A 15,607-nucleotide genomic window follows, 5' to 3' on the forward strand; every position below is an offset into this window, starting at 1 on the left:
ACAGGGTGGCGACAATGATGACAGGGAGCCATCCATGAAAACCACCACCCGAGTCGCGGTGATCGGCGGCGGCGTCGTCGGCTGTTCGGTCCTCTACCACCTGACGAAACTCGGCTGGTCGGACGTCATGCTGCTGGAACGGTCGGAGCTGACCTCCGGCTCCACCTGGCACGCGGCGGGCGGCTTCCACACCATCAACGGCGACACCAACATGGCGGCGCTGCAGGGCTACACCATCCGGCTCTACAAGGAACTGGAGGAAATCACCGGCATGTCGTGCGGGCTGCACCATGTCGGCGGCGTGACGCTGGCTGACACGCAGGACCGGTTCGACATGATGCTGGCGGAACGCGCCAAGCACCGGCACATGGGCCTCGACACCCGGATCGTCACGCCCGAGGAGATCAGGGAGATTGCCCCTGTTACCAATATCGACGGCATCATCGGCGGCCTCTACGACCCGCTCGACGGCCACCTCGACCCCTCGGGCACTACCCATGCCTACGCCAAGGCCGCCCGGATGCAGGGCGCGACGATCGAGACGCACTGCATGGTGAAGGAAACCAACCAGCGCCCGGACGGAACCTGGGACGTGGTCACCGACAAGGGCACGATCCACGCCGAGCACGTAGTGAACGCCGGTGGCCTCTGGGCGCGCGAGGTCGCGGCGATGGCGGGCGTCTACCTGCCGCTGCACCCGATGGAGCATCACTACATCGTCACCGACGACATCCCCTTCATCTATGAACGCGGCAGCGAACACCCCCACGTCATGGACCCCGCCGGTGAAAGCTACCTGCGGCAGGAGGGGCGCGGCCTCTGCATCGGCTTCTACGAGCAGCGGGCGAAACCCTGGGCGGTGGACGGGACGCCGTGGAATTTCGGGCACGAGCTGCTGCCCGACGACCTCGACAAGATCTCGGACAGCATCGAGTTTGCCTATCGCCGCTTCCCGGCCCTGGCCGAGGCGGGTGTGAAGACCGTGATCCACGGCCCCTTCACCTTCGCCCCCGATGGCAACCCGCTGGTCGGGCCGGTGCCGGGCCTGCGCAACTACTGGTCCGCCTGCGCCGTGATGGCCGGGTTCTCCCAAGGCGGCGGCGTCGGGCTGATGCTGGCCCAGTGGATGACCCAAGGCGAATGCGAACGCGACACGGCCAGCTTCGACGTCGCCCGCTTCGGCAGCTGGACCACGCCCGGCTACACCCGGCCCAAGGTGATCGAGAACTACCAGACCCGCTTCTCGGTCGCTTATCCGAACGAGGAAAAGCCCGCCGCGCGTCCGTTCCGGACCACGCCGATGTACGACATCTTCGACGGCATGGGCGCGGTCTGGGGCCAGCAATACGGCCTGGAGGTGCCGAACTACTTCGCGACCGGGGATGAACCGCGATACGAGACGCCCTCCTTCCGGCGCTCCAATGCCTTCGAGGCGACGGCGCGCGAGGTCCGCGCCGTGCGCGAGGGCGTCGGCATCAACGAGATCCAGAACTTCGGCAAATACGCCGTCACCGGCCCGAATGCCCGCGCCTGGCTGAACCGCACCATGGCGGGCCGCATCCCGAAACCCGGCCGTATCGCGCTGACCCCGATGCTCAGCCACGCGGGCCGGATCATCGGCGACTTCACGGTCACCTGCTTGGCCGAGGATCACTTCCGCCTCACCGCCAGCTACTCCGCCCAGGCCTACCACCTGCGCTGGTTCGAGCAGAACCTCCAGGACGGCGTGCAAGTCATCAATATCTCGGACATTTCCACCGGTTTCCAGATCGCGGGACCGAAGGCGCGCGAGGTGCTGACCGCCTGCACCCGCGATGACGTGGCCGGGATGAAATTCCTCGACGCGCGCCGCATGACGATCGGGATGGCGGACTGCATCGTGCAGCGGGTCAGCTACACCGGCGACCTGGGCTATGAAATCTACTGCGACGCGATGAGCCAGCGCAGCCTGTGGCACACGCTCTGGACCGCGGGCCAGCCGTACGGGATGAAGCCCTTCGGGATGCGGGCGATGATGTCGCTGCGGCTCGACCGGCTGTTCGGGTCGTGGCTGCGGGAATTCTCGCCCGACTACACGCCCGCCGAAACCGGCCTCGACCGCTTCATCCAGTGGTCCAAGACCGAGGACTTCATCGGCCGCGCCCCGGCCGAGGCAGAGCGCGACGCGGGGGCCGCCCGTACGCTTGTCGCCTTCACGGTCGAGGCGACGGATACGGACGTGCATGGATACGAACCCGTCTGGCTGGACGGAGAGGTCGTGGGCTTCTGCACCTCTGGCGGCTATTCGCATCACCTGGGCCAGTCGATAGCCTTCGGCTTTGTGCCGAAGGATGCCGACACCCCGGGCCTTGCGGTCGAGATCGAGATCCTCGGCGACCGTCGCCCCGCCCGTCGTATCGACACCCCGCCCTGGGACGCCGACGGCACCTACCTGCGCGGCTAGGCCGGACGACACCGGAACGGAAAAGGGGGGCACGTCGCCCCCCTTTTGCATTCCTGGTCGCTGCACCCGCGCGGCCGGATCACTCGGTGGTTTCGATGATCACCAGCTCGCGTTCCGAAGCATCGCGCGCGTGGCTGAGCGCCTCCTGGTACTCGGGCGAGTGATAACAGGCCTCGGCCGCCTCGACCGAGGGGAACTTGGCCACCACGTTGCGCGGCCGGTCCTTGCCTTCCAGCTGCACGTAACGTGCCGCGCGGGCGATGAAGTAGCCGCCGTGCTTGTCGATCGCGGGTCCGGCCAGCTTGGCATAGCGGCCATAGGCCTCTTCGTCGGTCACGCTGACATGGGCAATCCAGAGTGCGGGCATCTTATCCTCCGATCACGGCCTTGGCCGCGGTGATGGCGGCGTCGGCATTGGCGGCGTCCTTGCCGCCGCCCTGTGCCATGTCGGGACGGCCGCCGCCGCCCTTGCCGCCCAGTTCCGGCACCGCCGCGCGGACAAGGTCCACGGCCGACAGGGTGCCCGTGAGATCGGCGGTCACGCCGGCCGCCACGGCCGCCTTGCCGTCCGCATCCGCGATCAGCAGCACCGCGCCCGACCCGATCCGCGCCTTCATCTCGTCGATGATCGACGGCAGGTCCTTGCCGGACACGCCCGAGAGGACCTGCGCCAAGAACTTGACGCCATTGACCTCGACCGCCTCGGGGGCCGCGCCCTGCCCGGCGCCGCCGGACATCGCAAGCTCCCTCCGCAGCTGCGCCAGTTCGTTCGACAGGGCCCGGCGTTCCTCGACCAGCGCCTTCACGCGGTCCACCACGCCCGTGCCGCCGACCTTCAAGAGGCCCTCGATCTCGCTCAACGCCGTGTCGCGCTCGCGCAGGGCCGAAAGCGCCGCCTGCCCGGTCAGCGCCTCGATCCGACGGACGCCGGCCGAGGACGCGGTTTCCGAGGTCAGCGCAAAGGCCCCGATGTCGCCGGTGCGACCGACATGGGTGCCGCCGCACAGCTCGAGCGAATAGGTGTCGCCACCCTGCCCCTTGCCGGTCGGCGCCTTGCCCATCGACACGACGCGCACCTCGTCGCCGTACTTTTCGCCAAATAGCGCCTGCGCGCCGAGCGCACGGGCGTCGTCCGGCGTCATGATCCGGGTTTCGACGGGGGTGTTCTGGCGGATGAACTGGTTCACCTCGCGCTCGACCCGGGCGATTTCCTCGGGCGACAGCGCCTTGGCATGGCTGAAGTCGAACCGCAGGCGATCCGGCGCGTTCAGCGAGCCGCGCTGCGCCACGTGATCGCCAAGCGCCTCGCGCAGGGCCTCGTGCAGCAGGTGCGTGGCCGAGTGGTTGGCACGGATCAGCGAGCGGCGGTCATGGTCGACCACCAGCCGCGCGGCCTGGCCGCGGGACACCGTGCCCTCTTCGATCTCGGCGAAGTGGATGAAGACGCCGGCGGCCTTCTTGGTGTCGGTGATCCGGGCGCGGCCCGTCTCGGTCTCGATCACGCCGGTGTCGCCCACCTGGCCACCGGATTCACCGTAGAACGGCGTCTGGTTCACCACGATCTGGCAGCTAGCGCCCTTGTCCTGCGCCTGCACCTCGCCGCCGTCGGCGACAAGGGCAAGGATCTGGCCCTCGGCCGCCTCGGTGTCATAGCCCAGGAACTCGGTCGTGCCGTGTTTCTCGGCCAGGTCGTACCAGATGGTGCTGTCGGCCGCTTCGCCCGAACCGGCCCAGGCGGCGCGCGCCTTGGCCTTCTGTTCGGCCATCGCCGCGTCGAAGCCCGCGACATCCACCGCACGCCCCTGTTCGCGCAGCGCGTCCTGCGTGAGGTCGAGCGGGAAGCCATAGGTGTCGTAGAGCTTGAACGCCGCGGCGCCCGGCAGGTCGCCGCCCTCGGGCAGCCTGTCCAGTTCCTCGTCCAGCAGCCGCAGCCCGCGGTCTAGGGTCTGGCGGAAGCGGGTTTCCTCAAGCTTCAGCGTCTCCTCGATCATCGCCTGGCCCTGGCGCAGTTCCGGATAGGCTTCACCCATCTGGCGGACAAGTTCCGGCACCAGCCGGTGCATCAGCGGATCCTGCGCGCCCAGCAGATGCGCATGGCGCATCGCCCGGCGCATGATCCGGCGCAGAACGTAGCCACGCCCGTCGTTCGAGGGCATCACGCCATCGGCGATCAAGAACGAGGTCGAGCGCAGGTGGTCCGCGATCACCCGGTGGTGGGTCTCGCCCGGCCCGTCCGGATCGGTGCTGGTCGCATGGGCCGAGGCCTCGATCAGCGCGCGCATCAGGTCTGTGGCGTAGTTGTCGTTGGTGCCCTGCAAGAGCGCCGCGACCCGTTCGATCCCCATGCCGGTGTCGATCGACTGCATGTCGAGCGCCCGCATCGAGCCGTCCTCGAACTGCTCGTTCTGCATGAAGACGACGTTCCAGATCTCGATGAACCGGTCACCGTCCTCTTCCGGGCTTCCCGGAGGGCCGCCCCAGTACTTCTCGCCGTGGTCATAGAAGATCTCGGTGCAGGGACCGCAGGGCCCGGTCGGCCCCATCTGCCAGAAGTTGTCCGAGGTCGCGATCCGGATGATCCGCTCCTCGGGCACGCCGATCTTCTTCCAGAGCTCGAACGCCTCGTCATCGGTGTGGTAGACGGTGGTGTAGAGCTTGTCCTTGGGGATGCCGAATTCGCGGGTCACCAGCTCCCAGGCAAAGGGGATCGCCTCGGACTTGAAGTAGTCGCCGAAACTGAAGTTGCCCAGCATCTCGAAGAAGGTGTGGTGCCGCGCGGTGTAGCCCACGTTGTCGAGGTCATTGTGCTTGCCGCCCGCGCGGACGCATTTCTGCGCCGTGGTGGCGCGGGAATAGTCGCGCTTCTCGACCCCGGTGAAGCAGTTCTTGAACTGGACCATGCCCGAGTTCGTGAACATCAGCGTGGGATCGTTGCGGGGGACCAGCGGGCTGGAGGGCACGACCTGGTGACCCTGCTTCTCGAAGTAGGTCAGGAAGGTCGAACGGATGTCGTTCAGCGTCTGCATAATGGGCCTTTGCACTCACGGGCGTCGCGTTGGCCCGATGTAGCGATGCACGGACGCGGTGTCCACAGGCAGGACGCGCCCTGCGGGCATGAGAAAAGGCGGCCCCGGGGGACCGCCTTTGCGAAATCGTCACGATGGCGCCGCGGCGCGGCGGCCTCATTCGTCGAGGACGGCCTCGTCCTCGTCCTCGCTCCCGTGGAACTCGAGCCCGTGGGAGGCGCGGATCTTGTCCTCGATCTCCATCGCCATGGCCGAGTTCTCGCGCAGGAAGGTCTTGGCGTTCTCGCGCCCCTGCCCGATCCGTTCGTCGCCGTAGGAGAACCACGAGCCCGACTTCTCGACCACGCCGGCCTTCACCCCGAGGTCGAGCAGTTCGCCCATCTTCGAGATGCCTTCGCCGTACATGATGTCGAACTCGACCTGCTTGAACGGCGGCGCGACCTTGTTCTTGACCACTTTAACGCGGGTGGTGTTGCCGACCACCTCGTCGCGGTCCTTGATCGAGCCGATGCGGCGGATATCGAGCCGGACCGAGGAATAGAACTTCAGCGCGTTGCCGCCCGTCGTCGTTTCGGGCGAGCCGAACATGACGCCGATCTTCATCCGGATCTGGTTGATGAAGATCACCATGCAGTTCGACCGCGCGATCGAGCCGGTGAGCTTGCGCATCGCCTGCGACATCAGCCGGGCGTGCACCCCAACCGAACTGTCGCCCATGTCGCCCTCGAGCTCGCTCTTCGGCGTCAGCGCTGCGACCGAGTCGACCACCACCATCGAGACCGCGCCGGAGCGCACCAGCGTGTCGGTGATTTCCAGCGCCTGTTCCCCGGTGTCGGGCTGCGAGATCAGCAGTTCGTCCAGGTCGACGCCCAGCTTCTTGGCATAGAGCGGGTCGAGCGCGTGTTCCGCGTCGACGAAGGCGCAGACGCCGCCCTTCTTCTGCTCCTCGGCCACGCAATGCAGGGTCAGCGTCGTCTTGCCCGAGCTTTCGGGGCCGTAGATCTCGATGATCCGGCCTTTCGGCAACCCGCCGATGCCAAGCGCGATGTCGAGGCCCAGCGACCCGGTCGACGTCGCCTCGATATCCTTGATCGGGTTGTCGCCGCCGAGCTTCATGATCGAGCCCTTGCCGAACTGCCGTTCGATCTGGGCCAGGGCCGAATCCAGCGCCTTTTGCTTGTTCGGGTCGCGTTTGCTGTCCATTGAAAGAAGGTCTGCCGTTGCCATGGGTTTATGTCCTTGTTTCATACCCGCCGCCGACAGGCAATCGGGCGGCTCCACTGCCGATGTTCGCCTCTTGTTCTCATGTCTCTAAGATCAAAAGGAGAACATTTCAATCATTTTGTTCTCAAACCCACTTTTGACGATGATGGTTAAAGAGTAGTTTACGTCGACCGGCAGCGGCCGGACGCAGATGCACGGCGGAAAATGCTTGTATTTTCAAAGGCTCGGCTGGTGATCCTCTCGGTGCCCAAGACCGGCACCACCGCGCTCGAATCCGCGCTCGGGTCGCGCGCCGACATCTGGGTGCAGAACCCGCCCGAGCTGAAGCATGCGCCCCTCTACCGCTACAACCGTTTCTTCCGCCCGATGCTCGACAAGTTCGTGGGCGCGGATCTGGACATCGTCGCCGTGGTGCGCGAACCGGTGTCCTGGCTCGGGTCGTGGTGGCGCTACCGGCAGCGCGACGATCTGGCCGGCACGCCGAACTCGACCGCCGGGATCAGCTTCGACGACTTCGTCGCAGCCTATTGCCGTGGCCAGCGCCCCGCCTTTGCCGAGGTCGGCAGCCAGGCCAAGTTCCTGGAACCCGCCGGCAACGGCACACGCGCCACGCGGCTTTTCCGGTACGAGGATCAGGCCGCCCTAATCGCCTTTCTCGAGGACCGGCTTGCCACCAAGATCACCTTGGCGCGCGAAAACGTGTCTCCGCCCGCCCCGGTGACGCTGTCGCCGGAGGTCGCGGCAAAGTACCGGCGCAAGCACGCCGCAGACTTTGCGCTCTACGAGTTCGTCGCATAGGCCTCAGTGCAGTTGCCGGTGCACCGCGTCGGTCAGTTCGCTCAGCGAGAACGGCTTGGGCAGGAAGACCGAGTTCGGGATGCCCGCGTGGCTGTCGGCAAAATGCTCCTCGGCATAGCCCGAGACAAAGACAACCGCCGTGTCCGGCCGCCGTTCCAGCGCCTCGCGCACCCAGCTGGGACCGTCGCGGCCGGGCATCACCACGTCGGTGACGAAGAGGTCGACCTTGAGCTTGCCGTCCGCCAGCAGGTCGAGCGCGGCCTCCGCGCTCTCGGCCTCGATCACGGTATAGCCGCGCAACCGCAGCGCCTGCGCCGCAAAGGCCCGCACCGGCGCCTCGTCCTCGACCAGCAGCACGATCCCCTCGGCGATCTGGCCGCGCCCGGGCCTTGGCGGCGCGCCGGTGCGCGGCAGCACTGGCATCTCCTGCCGCGAGTCGCCCTCGTGCACCGGGAAGAGCAGCGTGAAACAGGTGCCCACGCCCGGATCGCTGTCGACAAAGATGTAGCCGCCGGTCTGCTTGACGATGCCGTAGGCGGTCGACAGGCCCAGCCCGGTCCCCTCGCCGACGCGCTTGGTGGTGAAGAACGGCTCGAACACCTTGGTAAGCTTGTCCGGCGTGATCCCGCGGCCGTTGTCGATCACCTTGACCGACACGTATTCCCCCGCCGGCACCTCGACCCGGTCGCGGCGCAGCGGCTCCGACAGGCGCAGCGTCTCGGTCTCGACCCGGATTTCTCCGCCGTCGGGCATGGCGTCGCGGGCGTTGACGACGAGGTTCATGATCACCTGCTCGAGCTGCCGCTTGTCGGCGCGGATCGGCCGCAGCAGCGGATCGTGCGTCACGCTCAACATCACCCGTTCGCCGACCAGCCGGTTCAGCAGGTGGGTCAGGTCGCTGAGCGTGTCGCGCAGGTCGAGCAGTTCCGGTCGCAGGGTCTGCTTGCGCGAAAACGCCAGCAGCTGCCCCACGAGCGATGCGGCGCGGTTGGCGTTCTGGTGGATCTGGATCAGCTCGGAATAATCCGGATCGCCCGGATCGTGCCGAAGCAGCAGCAGGTCGCAATGGCCCGAGATCGCGGTCAGCAGGTTGTTGAAGTCATGCGCGACCCCGCCGGCCAGCTGGCCGATCGCCTGCATCTTCTGGCTCTGGACGAACTGCGCCTCGAGCGTCTTGAGCTCGGTCGCGTCGCTGAGCACGGCGAGCAGCCGCACCTCGCCCTCCGCCTCAACGCATTTGACGGTGACCTGGACGAACACCTCCTGGTCCGGGTTGCTGAGACGCAGGAACTCGGAATGCACCGGCTCCCGCCCCGCCGCGGCCTCGGCCAGCCAGTCGCTGATCGACCGGCCCAGCCCTTCGGTCAGGGCCGACAGCGCCGTGCCGGGCACGCAGTCCGCCCCGAGCAGATCGCGCGCGGGGGCATTGCAGGCCTCGATGCGACCGTCGGTGCCGATCAGCAGCAGCGGGATCGGCAGGGTGTCGATGTCGCCCGGCCCGGTGCGGTCGGGCAGCGGGACGACCGCGCTCTTGGCCTCGGGCAGCAGCATCAGTTCGCGCCGGCCGCCCGCCTCGCTCACCTGCAGGACGCGCACGTTGACCGGGCCGTCGGCGCCGCGCATCTCGTGCATCTCTCCGGGACGCAGCGGCAGCGCGTCGAACAGCGCCTCGAGCGACTTGGGCCTCTGTCCCGCCAGCTGCCGCGCCGGCTGGTTCATGAAGAGGACGGAGTTCGACCGCCCGACCGTCAGCAGCGCAACGTCCTGCTGCGCCGCCACGCCGTGCCCCGGCGTTGTCAGTGTCTGCAACCGCCAGAGCAGTTCGCCGCCGTCGAGCCGATGAACCGTGATCCGCGCCTGGCCATGGGCGGTGACGACATCCTCGCTGGCCGCCCCGGCATTCAGCGCCCGACCGCGCATCCGCCGCAGAAGCCCGCCCGGATTGGCCAGCTGATCGCCAAGGGCCCCCGACAGCCCATCCGGCCCCGGCTGACCAAAGGCACGGCGCGCCGCATCGTTGGTGAAAAGGATCTCTCCGTCCCCCGTGGTCAGGTAGCCCGGCGTCGGATCGCGCGCGATCAGCGCCTCGACCGCCGAGACCGCGGCGCCCGAGACCATGCGGTGACGCGCCTGCAGCAGGCGCAGGATGGCATAGGCGATCAGCACCGCCAGCGCCGCCGAGGCCAGCGCCTGGGTCGGCAGCGTCGTCGGCACAAAGAGCGCGAGGCCGAGAAGGGCAAGCGATACCAGTGGCAGGATCGTCAGGGCCGAACCGAGCGACACCGAAAGGCGCGTGAGCGACCCGTTCGGACCGGCGGTTCCGGTGACCTCCGCCAACACCCCGTTAGTGGCTTTTCGCACGATGGCCATGACGCAACTTCGCGGAAAAGGAGTTAACCCGAGATTAACGAACCCGGTTCTCGCCCAGAATTCCGACTATCGGCGCGGTCGCTTCACCGGGTCAAGTGCGCGATGAAGAACCCGTCGCCGCCTTCCGCCGGGCCGAAGCGGCGCTGCGAGGTGCAGCGCCAGCCCGGCGTGCGGGCCAGGAAGGCATCGACCTGCGCCTCGTTCTCGGCCCTGAGGAAGGAACAGGTGGCATAGGCCAGTGTGCCGCCGGGCGCGACGAGGGCCTGCGCGGCGTCGAGGATCCCGGCCTGGATAGCGGTCAGCTCGGCCAGCCGCGCAGGCGTCAGCGCCCACTTCCCCTCGGGGTCGCGGCGCCACGACCCGCTGCCGGAACAGGGCGCATCGCAAAGCACGATGTCGAAAGGGCCCGCCGCGGCCAGTTGCGCGGTATCGAGGCGGGTGACCGTGATCCCGGCCCGCGCGGCGCGGGCGGGCAGATCGACCATCCGCCGCGGTTCCGCATCATGGGCCGCCACGGCGACCTGCGCGCGTGCGGCCATTGCCAGCGTCTTGCCGCCGCCACCGGCGCAGTAGTCAAGCACGCTTTGCCCGTCGACCAGCGGCAAGGTGTCGACCACCGCCTGGCTGGCCCCGTCCTGCAGTTCGACCAGGCCATCCGCGAAGGCGGTAGATTGCGCGACCTTGTGCGCACCGTCGGTCACGACCAGCGCGGCGGTGGAAATCGGGTGAGGTTCAGTTGAGACGCCATCGGAAGAAAGCGCCGCAATCGCCTGTCCCGGATCGCTTTTCCGCAGGTTCACCCGCAGAAAAACCGGCGCCCTGTCGCGCAGGGCCGCCACCGTGTCCCGCCAACTGTCGCCAAGCGCCTCCCGGAACGGATCGACCAGCCAGTCCGGCAGGTCCGTGGCCTCCCCGACACCTTCCGGCGTCCGCCAAAGGCCGCGCTCTTCGTCGGTGATCGCGGCCGGGGCATGGCCTTCGCCGGTAAAGACCGCCTCCGGCGCCTGCCCCTCGTCGCGCAGCAGCCCGATCATCAGGCCCCGCCCGGTCAGACCGCCGCCAAGCGCGGCCGAGCTGCGGCGGCGGCGCAGGGCCGTGAACACCAGGTCGCGGATCGCCCGGCGGTCGCCCGATCCGGCGAAACGGTTGGACCGCCCCCAGGCCTGCAGGACGCGGTTGGCGGTGTCGCCGTCCAGGACGGCATCAAGGACGTCGGCGGCGGCAGCGATTCGGGCGGCGGGTGTCATGGCGGTGGGTTAGCGCGGGCGGCGGCGAAAGGACATGCCCTAGTCACCGCGCGACACGACGTGGTCGTTGCCGATGCCCCCCAGCGAATGGAACAGCCCGCCGGTGTTGCTGACCCCGAACTTCTTGAGAAGTTTGGCGCGGTAGACCTCGACCGTGCGGTGCGAGATATCGAGTTTCTGCGCGATCTCCTTCGACGTCAGCCCGTCGGACAGGTGCGAGATGATTTCGCGTTCCCGTCGCGTCAGCGGCACGTAGGGCCGCGTCTCGGACAGGTCGGCAAAGCTCCAGACCGCGCGCATCAGGGGCGTCTCTGGGGTGAAGGAATGCCCCCGGACCCGGCACCAGAAGAGCGTTCCGTCCTTTCGCGCCATGATCCGTTCGTCCCAGTAGGTGTTCGTCTCGCGCAGCTGCTTCACGCCCCGGTCGCGGATGTTCACGAACTCTTCGTCCGAGGGGTAAAGCACCGAGAACATTGCGTTCTTGAGCTCACCCTCGGCATAGCCGAACATCTCCGAAAACGCCCTGTTGCAGTCCCGGATCACCCGGTTCTCGGTGATCACCAGGCCGACGGGCGCGAAGGCATAGGCGAGTTCGGAAAACTCGCCGGAACGGAAGGCCTCCTCGATACGTATTTCCACTATCTTGCTCCGACGGGCCGAAATCGTGACGCTTTGATGGGAAACTAAGCAGCGGGATTCCGAAGCGCAACGGGATGCGCACCCCGCGCAAATGGGAGGATACCATGAACACCCTCAAGCGATTCGTCGCGCCCCTCGTGCTTGGCCTTGGCCTGGCGACGGGGGCATCGGCGCAGGATCCGATCAAGATCGCCCTGATCCACGGGCTGTCGGGGTCGAGCTTCGAAGCCTTCTCGAAACAGGCCCAGACCGGGTTCGAGATGGGGATCGAGTATGCCACCGACGGCACCAACGAGATCAACGGCCGTCCGATCGAACTGATCATCAAGGACACCCAGTTCAAGCCCGACGTCGCCCGCGCGGCGCTGGCCGAGGCCTATGGCGATGACGACGTGCTGCTGGCCGTCGGCGCGACCTCTTCGGGCGTGACGGTCGGCATGCTGCCGATCGCCGAGGAGTACGAGAAGATCCTGATCGTCGAACCGGCGGTGGCCGACAGCCTCACCGGACCGGACAGCAACCGCTACGTCTTCAAGACCTCGCGCAACTCCTCGATGGACATGCAGGCGCAGGCGCTGGCTTTGCAGCCCGACGAGAACCTCGTCGTGGCAACCCTGGCCGAGGACTATGCCTTCGGCCGTGACGGCATCACCGCCTTCAAGTCGGCGCTCGACGGCACCGGCGCAGAGGTCGTGACCGAGGAATACGTGCCGCAGGGCACCACCGACTTCACCGCCGTGGCCGAGCGCATGTTCAACGCGCTCAAGGACAAGGAAGGCCGCAAGGTCATCCTGATCTACATCGCCGGCGGCGGCGACGCGCCGGGCAAGATCCAGGCTATGGATCCCTCGCGCTACGGCATCGAGATCTCGATGGGCGGGCACATCCTGCCGGTGCTGCCGACCTACAAGCGGTTCCCCGGCATGGAAGGCGCGGTCTACTACTACTACGAAGCCTTCGACAACGAGATCAACGACTGGCTCGTGAAGGAACACATGGCCCGCTTCGACAGCCCGCCGGACTTCTTCACCGCCGGTGGCATGTCGGCCGCTCTTGCCGTCGCCAAGGCCCTGAAAGAGGCCCCGGACTACGAGACCGAGACGCTGATCGAGACCATGGAAGGCATGTCGTGGGAGACGCCCAAGGGCACCATGACCTTCCGTCCCGAGGATCACCAGGCGCTGCAGGACATGCTGCACTTCAAGATCCGCGTCGATGAAGGTGTCGACTGGGCGATCCCCGAGAAAGTCCGGATCATCCCCGCCGAAGAGATGGACATCCCCCTCGGCCGCAACAACCAGGAATGATCCTGTCCTCCCGGACCCGCGCGTCGGGTCCGGGAGCCCCCTTCCCCTCAGACGTCCAGAGTATCCGAACGCCATGAGCGAGCCTTCCCTCGTCACGCGCGACCTGACGATCCGTTTCGGCGGGCATGTCGCGGTGAACAACGTCTCCTGCGAATTCCGCCCCGGAGAGCTGACGGTCATCGTCGGCCCGAACGGCGCCGGCAAGACGACGTACTTCAACCTGATTTCCGGCCAGCTGACCGCCACCTCGGGCGAGGTGCTGAAGGACGGGGTCGACATCACCCGCATGTCCCCCTCGGCCCGCGCCCAGAAGGGCATCGGCCGCGCCTTCCAGCTGACCAACCTCTTTCCGCAGCTCACCGTGTTGGAGAACATCCGCCTTGCCGTCCAGGCCCGGTCGGGTGACGGCTGGCGGATGCTGCGCCCGGTCAGCCACTTCAAGGGCCTGACCGCGAAGGCCGAGCACTACCTCGAGGCGACCCGCCTCACCCGCGTCGCGCACCAGACCGCGGCGAACCTGCCGCACGGCGACCAGCGCAAGCTCGAGGTCGCGCTGCTGATGGCGATGGAGCCCGACGTCTACATGTTCGACGAACCGACCGCCGGCATGTCGCTGGACCACGCGCCCGACGTGCTGGAGCTGATCGCCGGGATCAAGGCCGACAAGACCAAGACCGTGCTTCTGGTGGAACACAAGATGGACGTGGTCCGCGCGCTGGCCGACCGGATCATCGTGCTGCACAACGGCGAACTTCTCGCCGATGGCGAACCCGCCACGGTCATGTCGAGCCAGATCGTCCGCGACGTCTACCTCGGCACCTCGACGGAGGGCGCGGCATGAGCCTGCTGTCGATCCGGGACATGAAGACCGACATCGGTCAGTATTCCGTCCTGCACGGGGTGAACTTCGAAGTGCCCGAGGGCGGCGTCTTTGTCCTGCTGGGCCGCAACGGTGCCGGCAAGACGACCACGCTGCGGTCGATCATGGGGCTGTGGAAGCCCTCGCCGGGATCGGTCCTCTTCCGGGGCGAGGACATCACCCAGCTCCACACCGCCGACATTGCCCGGAAAGGCATCGCCTACGTGCCCGAGAACATGGGCATCTTCGGCACGCTGACCGTGGACGAGAACCTGGTGCTCGCCACCTCGGGCGGCACGTTCGACGCCGCCCGGCTGAAGCGCATCCACGAGCTGTTCCCGGCGCTGGAGAAATTCCGCGACAAGCAGGCCTGGAGCCTGTCGGGCGGGCAGAAACAGATGCTGTCCGTCGCACGGGCGATCATCGAGCCGCGCGCGCTGATCCTGATCGATGAACCGACCAAGGGCCTCGCCCCCTCGATCGTCGACGCGATGGCGCAGGCGTTCCGCGAGATCGCGCAGAGCACGACGATCCTGCTGGTCGAGCAGAACTACAACTTCGCCCGCAGCCTTGGCCGGGACATGGCCGTCATCGACGACGGCCGGACCGTGCACCAGGGCAGCATGGAGGCGTTCGCCGCCGACAGCGCGCTGCAGGACAAGCACCTGGGCCTGTCGGTGTGAGGAGACAATGATGAGCCAACTCAACGCAACGATGGCCCGGCTGGGCGGGGTGAACCTGTTGCCGGTGGCCGTGGCCCTGGTGGCCTTCGTTCTGATCGGGGCGCCGTCGTCCTGGGTCACCCTGACCATCGCGGGCCTCGCCATGGGGATGATGCTGTTCCTGATGGCCTCGGGCCTGTCGCTGGTCTTCGGCCTGATGGACGTGCTGAACTTCGGTCACTCGGCCTTTGTCAGCTTCGGCGCCTTCATCTCGGCCACGGTCCTTGCCGGCCTCGGTGGCTGGCTGGCGGCGGACAGCTGGGCGCTGAACTCGATGGCGCTGCTGGCCTCCTACCTCGCCGCGATCAGCTTTGGCCTGATCGCCGGCTGGTTCTTTGAAACCGTCATCATCCGCCCGGTCTACCGCGATCACCTGCGCCAGATCCTGATCACCATGGGCGCGATGATCGTGGCCGAACAGACCATCCTCGCCTTCTGGGGCGGCACCCCCTACTCCGTCGGCCGCCCGCATTTCCTCGAAGGCGCCTGGATCATCGGTGACGTGTCGATCGAAAAGTACCGCGCCTTTGCCTTCGTCCTCGGCGCCGCCGTCTTCGTCCTGCTCTACCTCGTGCTGAACCGCACCCGGATCGGCCTTCTGGTCCGCGCCGGTGTCGAGGACCGCGAGATGGTCGAGGCGCTCGGCTTCCGGGTCGACCGGCTCTTCATCGGGGTCTTCATGGTGGGCTCCGCCCTCGCCGCCCTCGGCGGTGCGATGTGGGCCGGATACGAGACGCTGATCACCCCGCACCTGGGCGCCGAGCTGATGATCGTGATCTTCATCGTCGTCATCATCGGCGGCCTCGGTTCCATCGAGGGCACGCTCCTCGGCGCGATCCTTGTCGGGCTGATGGCGAATTACGTGGGCTTCCTCGCGCCGAAACTTGCGCTGGCGTCCAACATGATCCTGATGGTGGCGATCCTGCTCTGGCGGCCGAACGGCCTGCGACCGGCGGTGAAGTGAGGAGATGA

The 15,607-nt window shown here is 67.1% G+C and carries 12 protein-coding genes; 6 read left to right on the forward strand and 6 right to left on the reverse strand.

Annotation, left to right across the window (positions count from 1 at the left end):
• The first annotated feature begins 34 nt into the window (after window positions 1–34).
• On the forward strand, window positions 35–2,443 hold the full coding sequence (locus tag ACE2AC_RS04065) for an FAD-dependent oxidoreductase (RefSeq protein WP_375690847.1): 2,409 nt from the start codon (window positions 35–37) through the stop codon (window positions 2,441–2,443).
• 79 nt (window positions 2,444–2,522) lie between these two features.
• Here the strand turns inward: ACE2AC_RS04065 and ACE2AC_RS04070 are convergent, their stop codons facing one another.
• The 3 genes from ACE2AC_RS04070 to recA all read right to left on the reverse strand — a co-directional run bounded on the left by ACE2AC_RS04070 (window position 2,523) and on the right by recA (window position 6,696).
• Window positions 2,523–2,810 carry a DUF1330 domain-containing protein gene (locus ACE2AC_RS04070; RefSeq protein WP_375690848.1) on the reverse strand — a complete coding sequence of 96 codons (288 nt, stop codon included), beginning with the start codon at window positions 2,808–2,810 and terminating at the stop codon, window positions 2,523–2,525.
• Between the two features lies 1 nt (window position 2,811).
• Window positions 2,812–5,469 carry an alanine--tRNA ligase gene (gene alaS, locus ACE2AC_RS04075; RefSeq protein WP_375690849.1) on the reverse strand — a complete coding sequence of 886 codons (2,658 nt, stop codon included), beginning with the start codon at window positions 5,467–5,469 and terminating at the stop codon, window positions 2,812–2,814.
• Window positions 5,470–5,625: 156 nt separating this feature from the next.
• Complete coding sequence (gene recA, locus ACE2AC_RS04080; protein WP_375690850.1) at window positions 5,626–6,696, reverse strand: recombinase RecA; 1,071 nt, start codon at window positions 6,694–6,696, stop codon at window positions 5,626–5,628.
• 201 nt (window positions 6,697–6,897) lie between these two features.
• On the opposite strand from recA, the gene ACE2AC_RS04085 reads away from it, so the two are divergent.
• Complete coding sequence (locus ACE2AC_RS04085; RefSeq protein ID WP_375690851.1) at window positions 6,898–7,491, forward strand: gamma-glutamyl kinase; 594 nt, start codon at window positions 6,898–6,900, stop codon at window positions 7,489–7,491.
• A 3-nt stretch (window positions 7,492–7,494) separates the two neighbouring features.
• Here the strand turns inward: ACE2AC_RS04085 and ACE2AC_RS04090 are convergent, their stop codons facing one another.
• The 3 genes from ACE2AC_RS04090 to ACE2AC_RS04100 all read right to left on the reverse strand — a co-directional run bounded on the left by ACE2AC_RS04090 (window position 7,495) and on the right by ACE2AC_RS04100 (window position 11,750).
• Window positions 7,495–9,861 (reverse strand): ATP-binding protein, encoded by a 2,367-nt coding sequence (locus tag ACE2AC_RS04090; RefSeq protein WP_375690852.1) that lies wholly within the window; start codon window positions 9,859–9,861, stop codon window positions 7,495–7,497.
• Between the two features lie 83 nt (window positions 9,862–9,944).
• Window positions 9,945–11,108 carry an RsmB/NOP family class I SAM-dependent RNA methyltransferase gene (locus ACE2AC_RS04095; RefSeq protein ID WP_375690853.1) on the reverse strand — a complete coding sequence of 388 codons (1,164 nt, stop codon included), beginning with the start codon at window positions 11,106–11,108 and terminating at the stop codon, window positions 9,945–9,947.
• 39 nt (window positions 11,109–11,147) lie between these two features.
• On the reverse strand, window positions 11,148–11,750 hold the full coding sequence (locus ACE2AC_RS04100) for a LuxR C-terminal-related transcriptional regulator (RefSeq protein WP_375692065.1): 603 nt from the start codon (window positions 11,748–11,750) through the stop codon (window positions 11,148–11,150).
• 101 nt (window positions 11,751–11,851) lie between these two features.
• Between ACE2AC_RS04100 and ACE2AC_RS04105 the strand changes: the two genes are divergently transcribed.
• The 4 genes from ACE2AC_RS04105 to ACE2AC_RS04120 all read left to right on the forward strand — a co-directional run bounded on the left by ACE2AC_RS04105 (window position 11,852) and on the right by ACE2AC_RS04120 (window position 15,599).
• Entirely contained in the window at window positions 11,852–13,054 is a 1,203-nt protein-coding gene (locus ACE2AC_RS04105; protein ID WP_375690854.1) for a substrate-binding domain-containing protein, read from the forward strand.
• Between the two features lie 73 nt (window positions 13,055–13,127).
• Window positions 13,128–13,895 carry an ABC transporter ATP-binding protein gene (locus tag ACE2AC_RS04110; protein WP_375690855.1) on the forward strand — a complete coding sequence of 256 codons (768 nt, stop codon included), beginning with the start codon at window positions 13,128–13,130 and terminating at the stop codon, window positions 13,893–13,895.
• Window positions 13,892–14,596 (forward strand): ABC transporter ATP-binding protein, encoded by a 705-nt coding sequence (locus tag ACE2AC_RS04115; protein ID WP_375690856.1) that lies wholly within the window; start codon window positions 13,892–13,894, stop codon window positions 14,594–14,596. Before ACE2AC_RS04110 ends, ACE2AC_RS04115 begins: the two co-directional genes overlap by 4 nt.
• A gap of 10 nt (window positions 14,597–14,606) precedes the next feature.
• Entirely contained in the window at window positions 14,607–15,599 is a 993-nt protein-coding gene (locus ACE2AC_RS04120; RefSeq protein ID WP_375690857.1) for a branched-chain amino acid ABC transporter permease, read from the forward strand.
• Window positions 15,600–15,607 lie beyond the last annotated feature (8 nt).

Origin of the sequence: Pseudooceanicola sp. LIPI14-2-Ac024, from assembly GCF_042188925.1 — a bacterium.
Lineage (GTDB): Bacteria > Pseudomonadota > Alphaproteobacteria > Rhodobacterales > Rhodobacteraceae > Pseudooceanicola.

What these genes read in the sequence shown, in the direction of transcription:
- ACE2AC_RS04065 (WP_375690847.1), top strand. Translation starts at nt 35, where the DNA reads ATGAAAACCACCACCCGAGTCGCGGTGATCGGCGGCGGCGTCGTCGGC.
- ACE2AC_RS04070 (WP_375690848.1), bottom strand. Translation starts at nt 2,810, where the DNA reads ATGCCCGCACTCTGGATTGCCCATGTCAGCGTGACCGACGAAGAGGCC.
- alaS (WP_375690849.1), bottom strand. Translation starts at nt 5,469, where the DNA reads ATGCAGACGCTGAACGACATCCGTTCGACCTTCCTGACCTACTTCGAG.
- recA (WP_375690850.1), bottom strand. Translation starts at nt 6,696, where the DNA reads ATGGCAACGGCAGACCTTCTTTCAATGGACAGCAAACGCGACCCGAAC.
- ACE2AC_RS04085 (WP_375690851.1), top strand. Translation starts at nt 6,898, where the DNA reads ATGCTTGTATTTTCAAAGGCTCGGCTGGTGATCCTCTCGGTGCCCAAG.
- ACE2AC_RS04090 (WP_375690852.1), bottom strand. Translation starts at nt 9,861, where the DNA reads ATGGCCATCGTGCGAAAAGCCACTAACGGGGTGTTGGCGGAGGTCACC.
- ACE2AC_RS04095 (WP_375690853.1), bottom strand. Translation starts at nt 11,108, where the DNA reads ATGACACCCGCCGCCCGAATCGCTGCCGCCGCCGACGTCCTTGATGCC.
- ACE2AC_RS04105 (WP_375690854.1), top strand. Translation starts at nt 11,852, where the DNA reads ATGAACACCCTCAAGCGATTCGTCGCGCCCCTCGTGCTTGGCCTTGGC.
- ACE2AC_RS04110 (WP_375690855.1), top strand. Translation starts at nt 13,128, where the DNA reads ATGAGCGAGCCTTCCCTCGTCACGCGCGACCTGACGATCCGTTTCGGC.
- ACE2AC_RS04115 (WP_375690856.1), top strand. Translation starts at nt 13,892, where the DNA reads ATGAGCCTGCTGTCGATCCGGGACATGAAGACCGACATCGGTCAGTAT.
- ACE2AC_RS04120 (WP_375690857.1), top strand. Translation starts at nt 14,607, where the DNA reads ATGAGCCAACTCAACGCAACGATGGCCCGGCTGGGCGGGGTGAACCTG.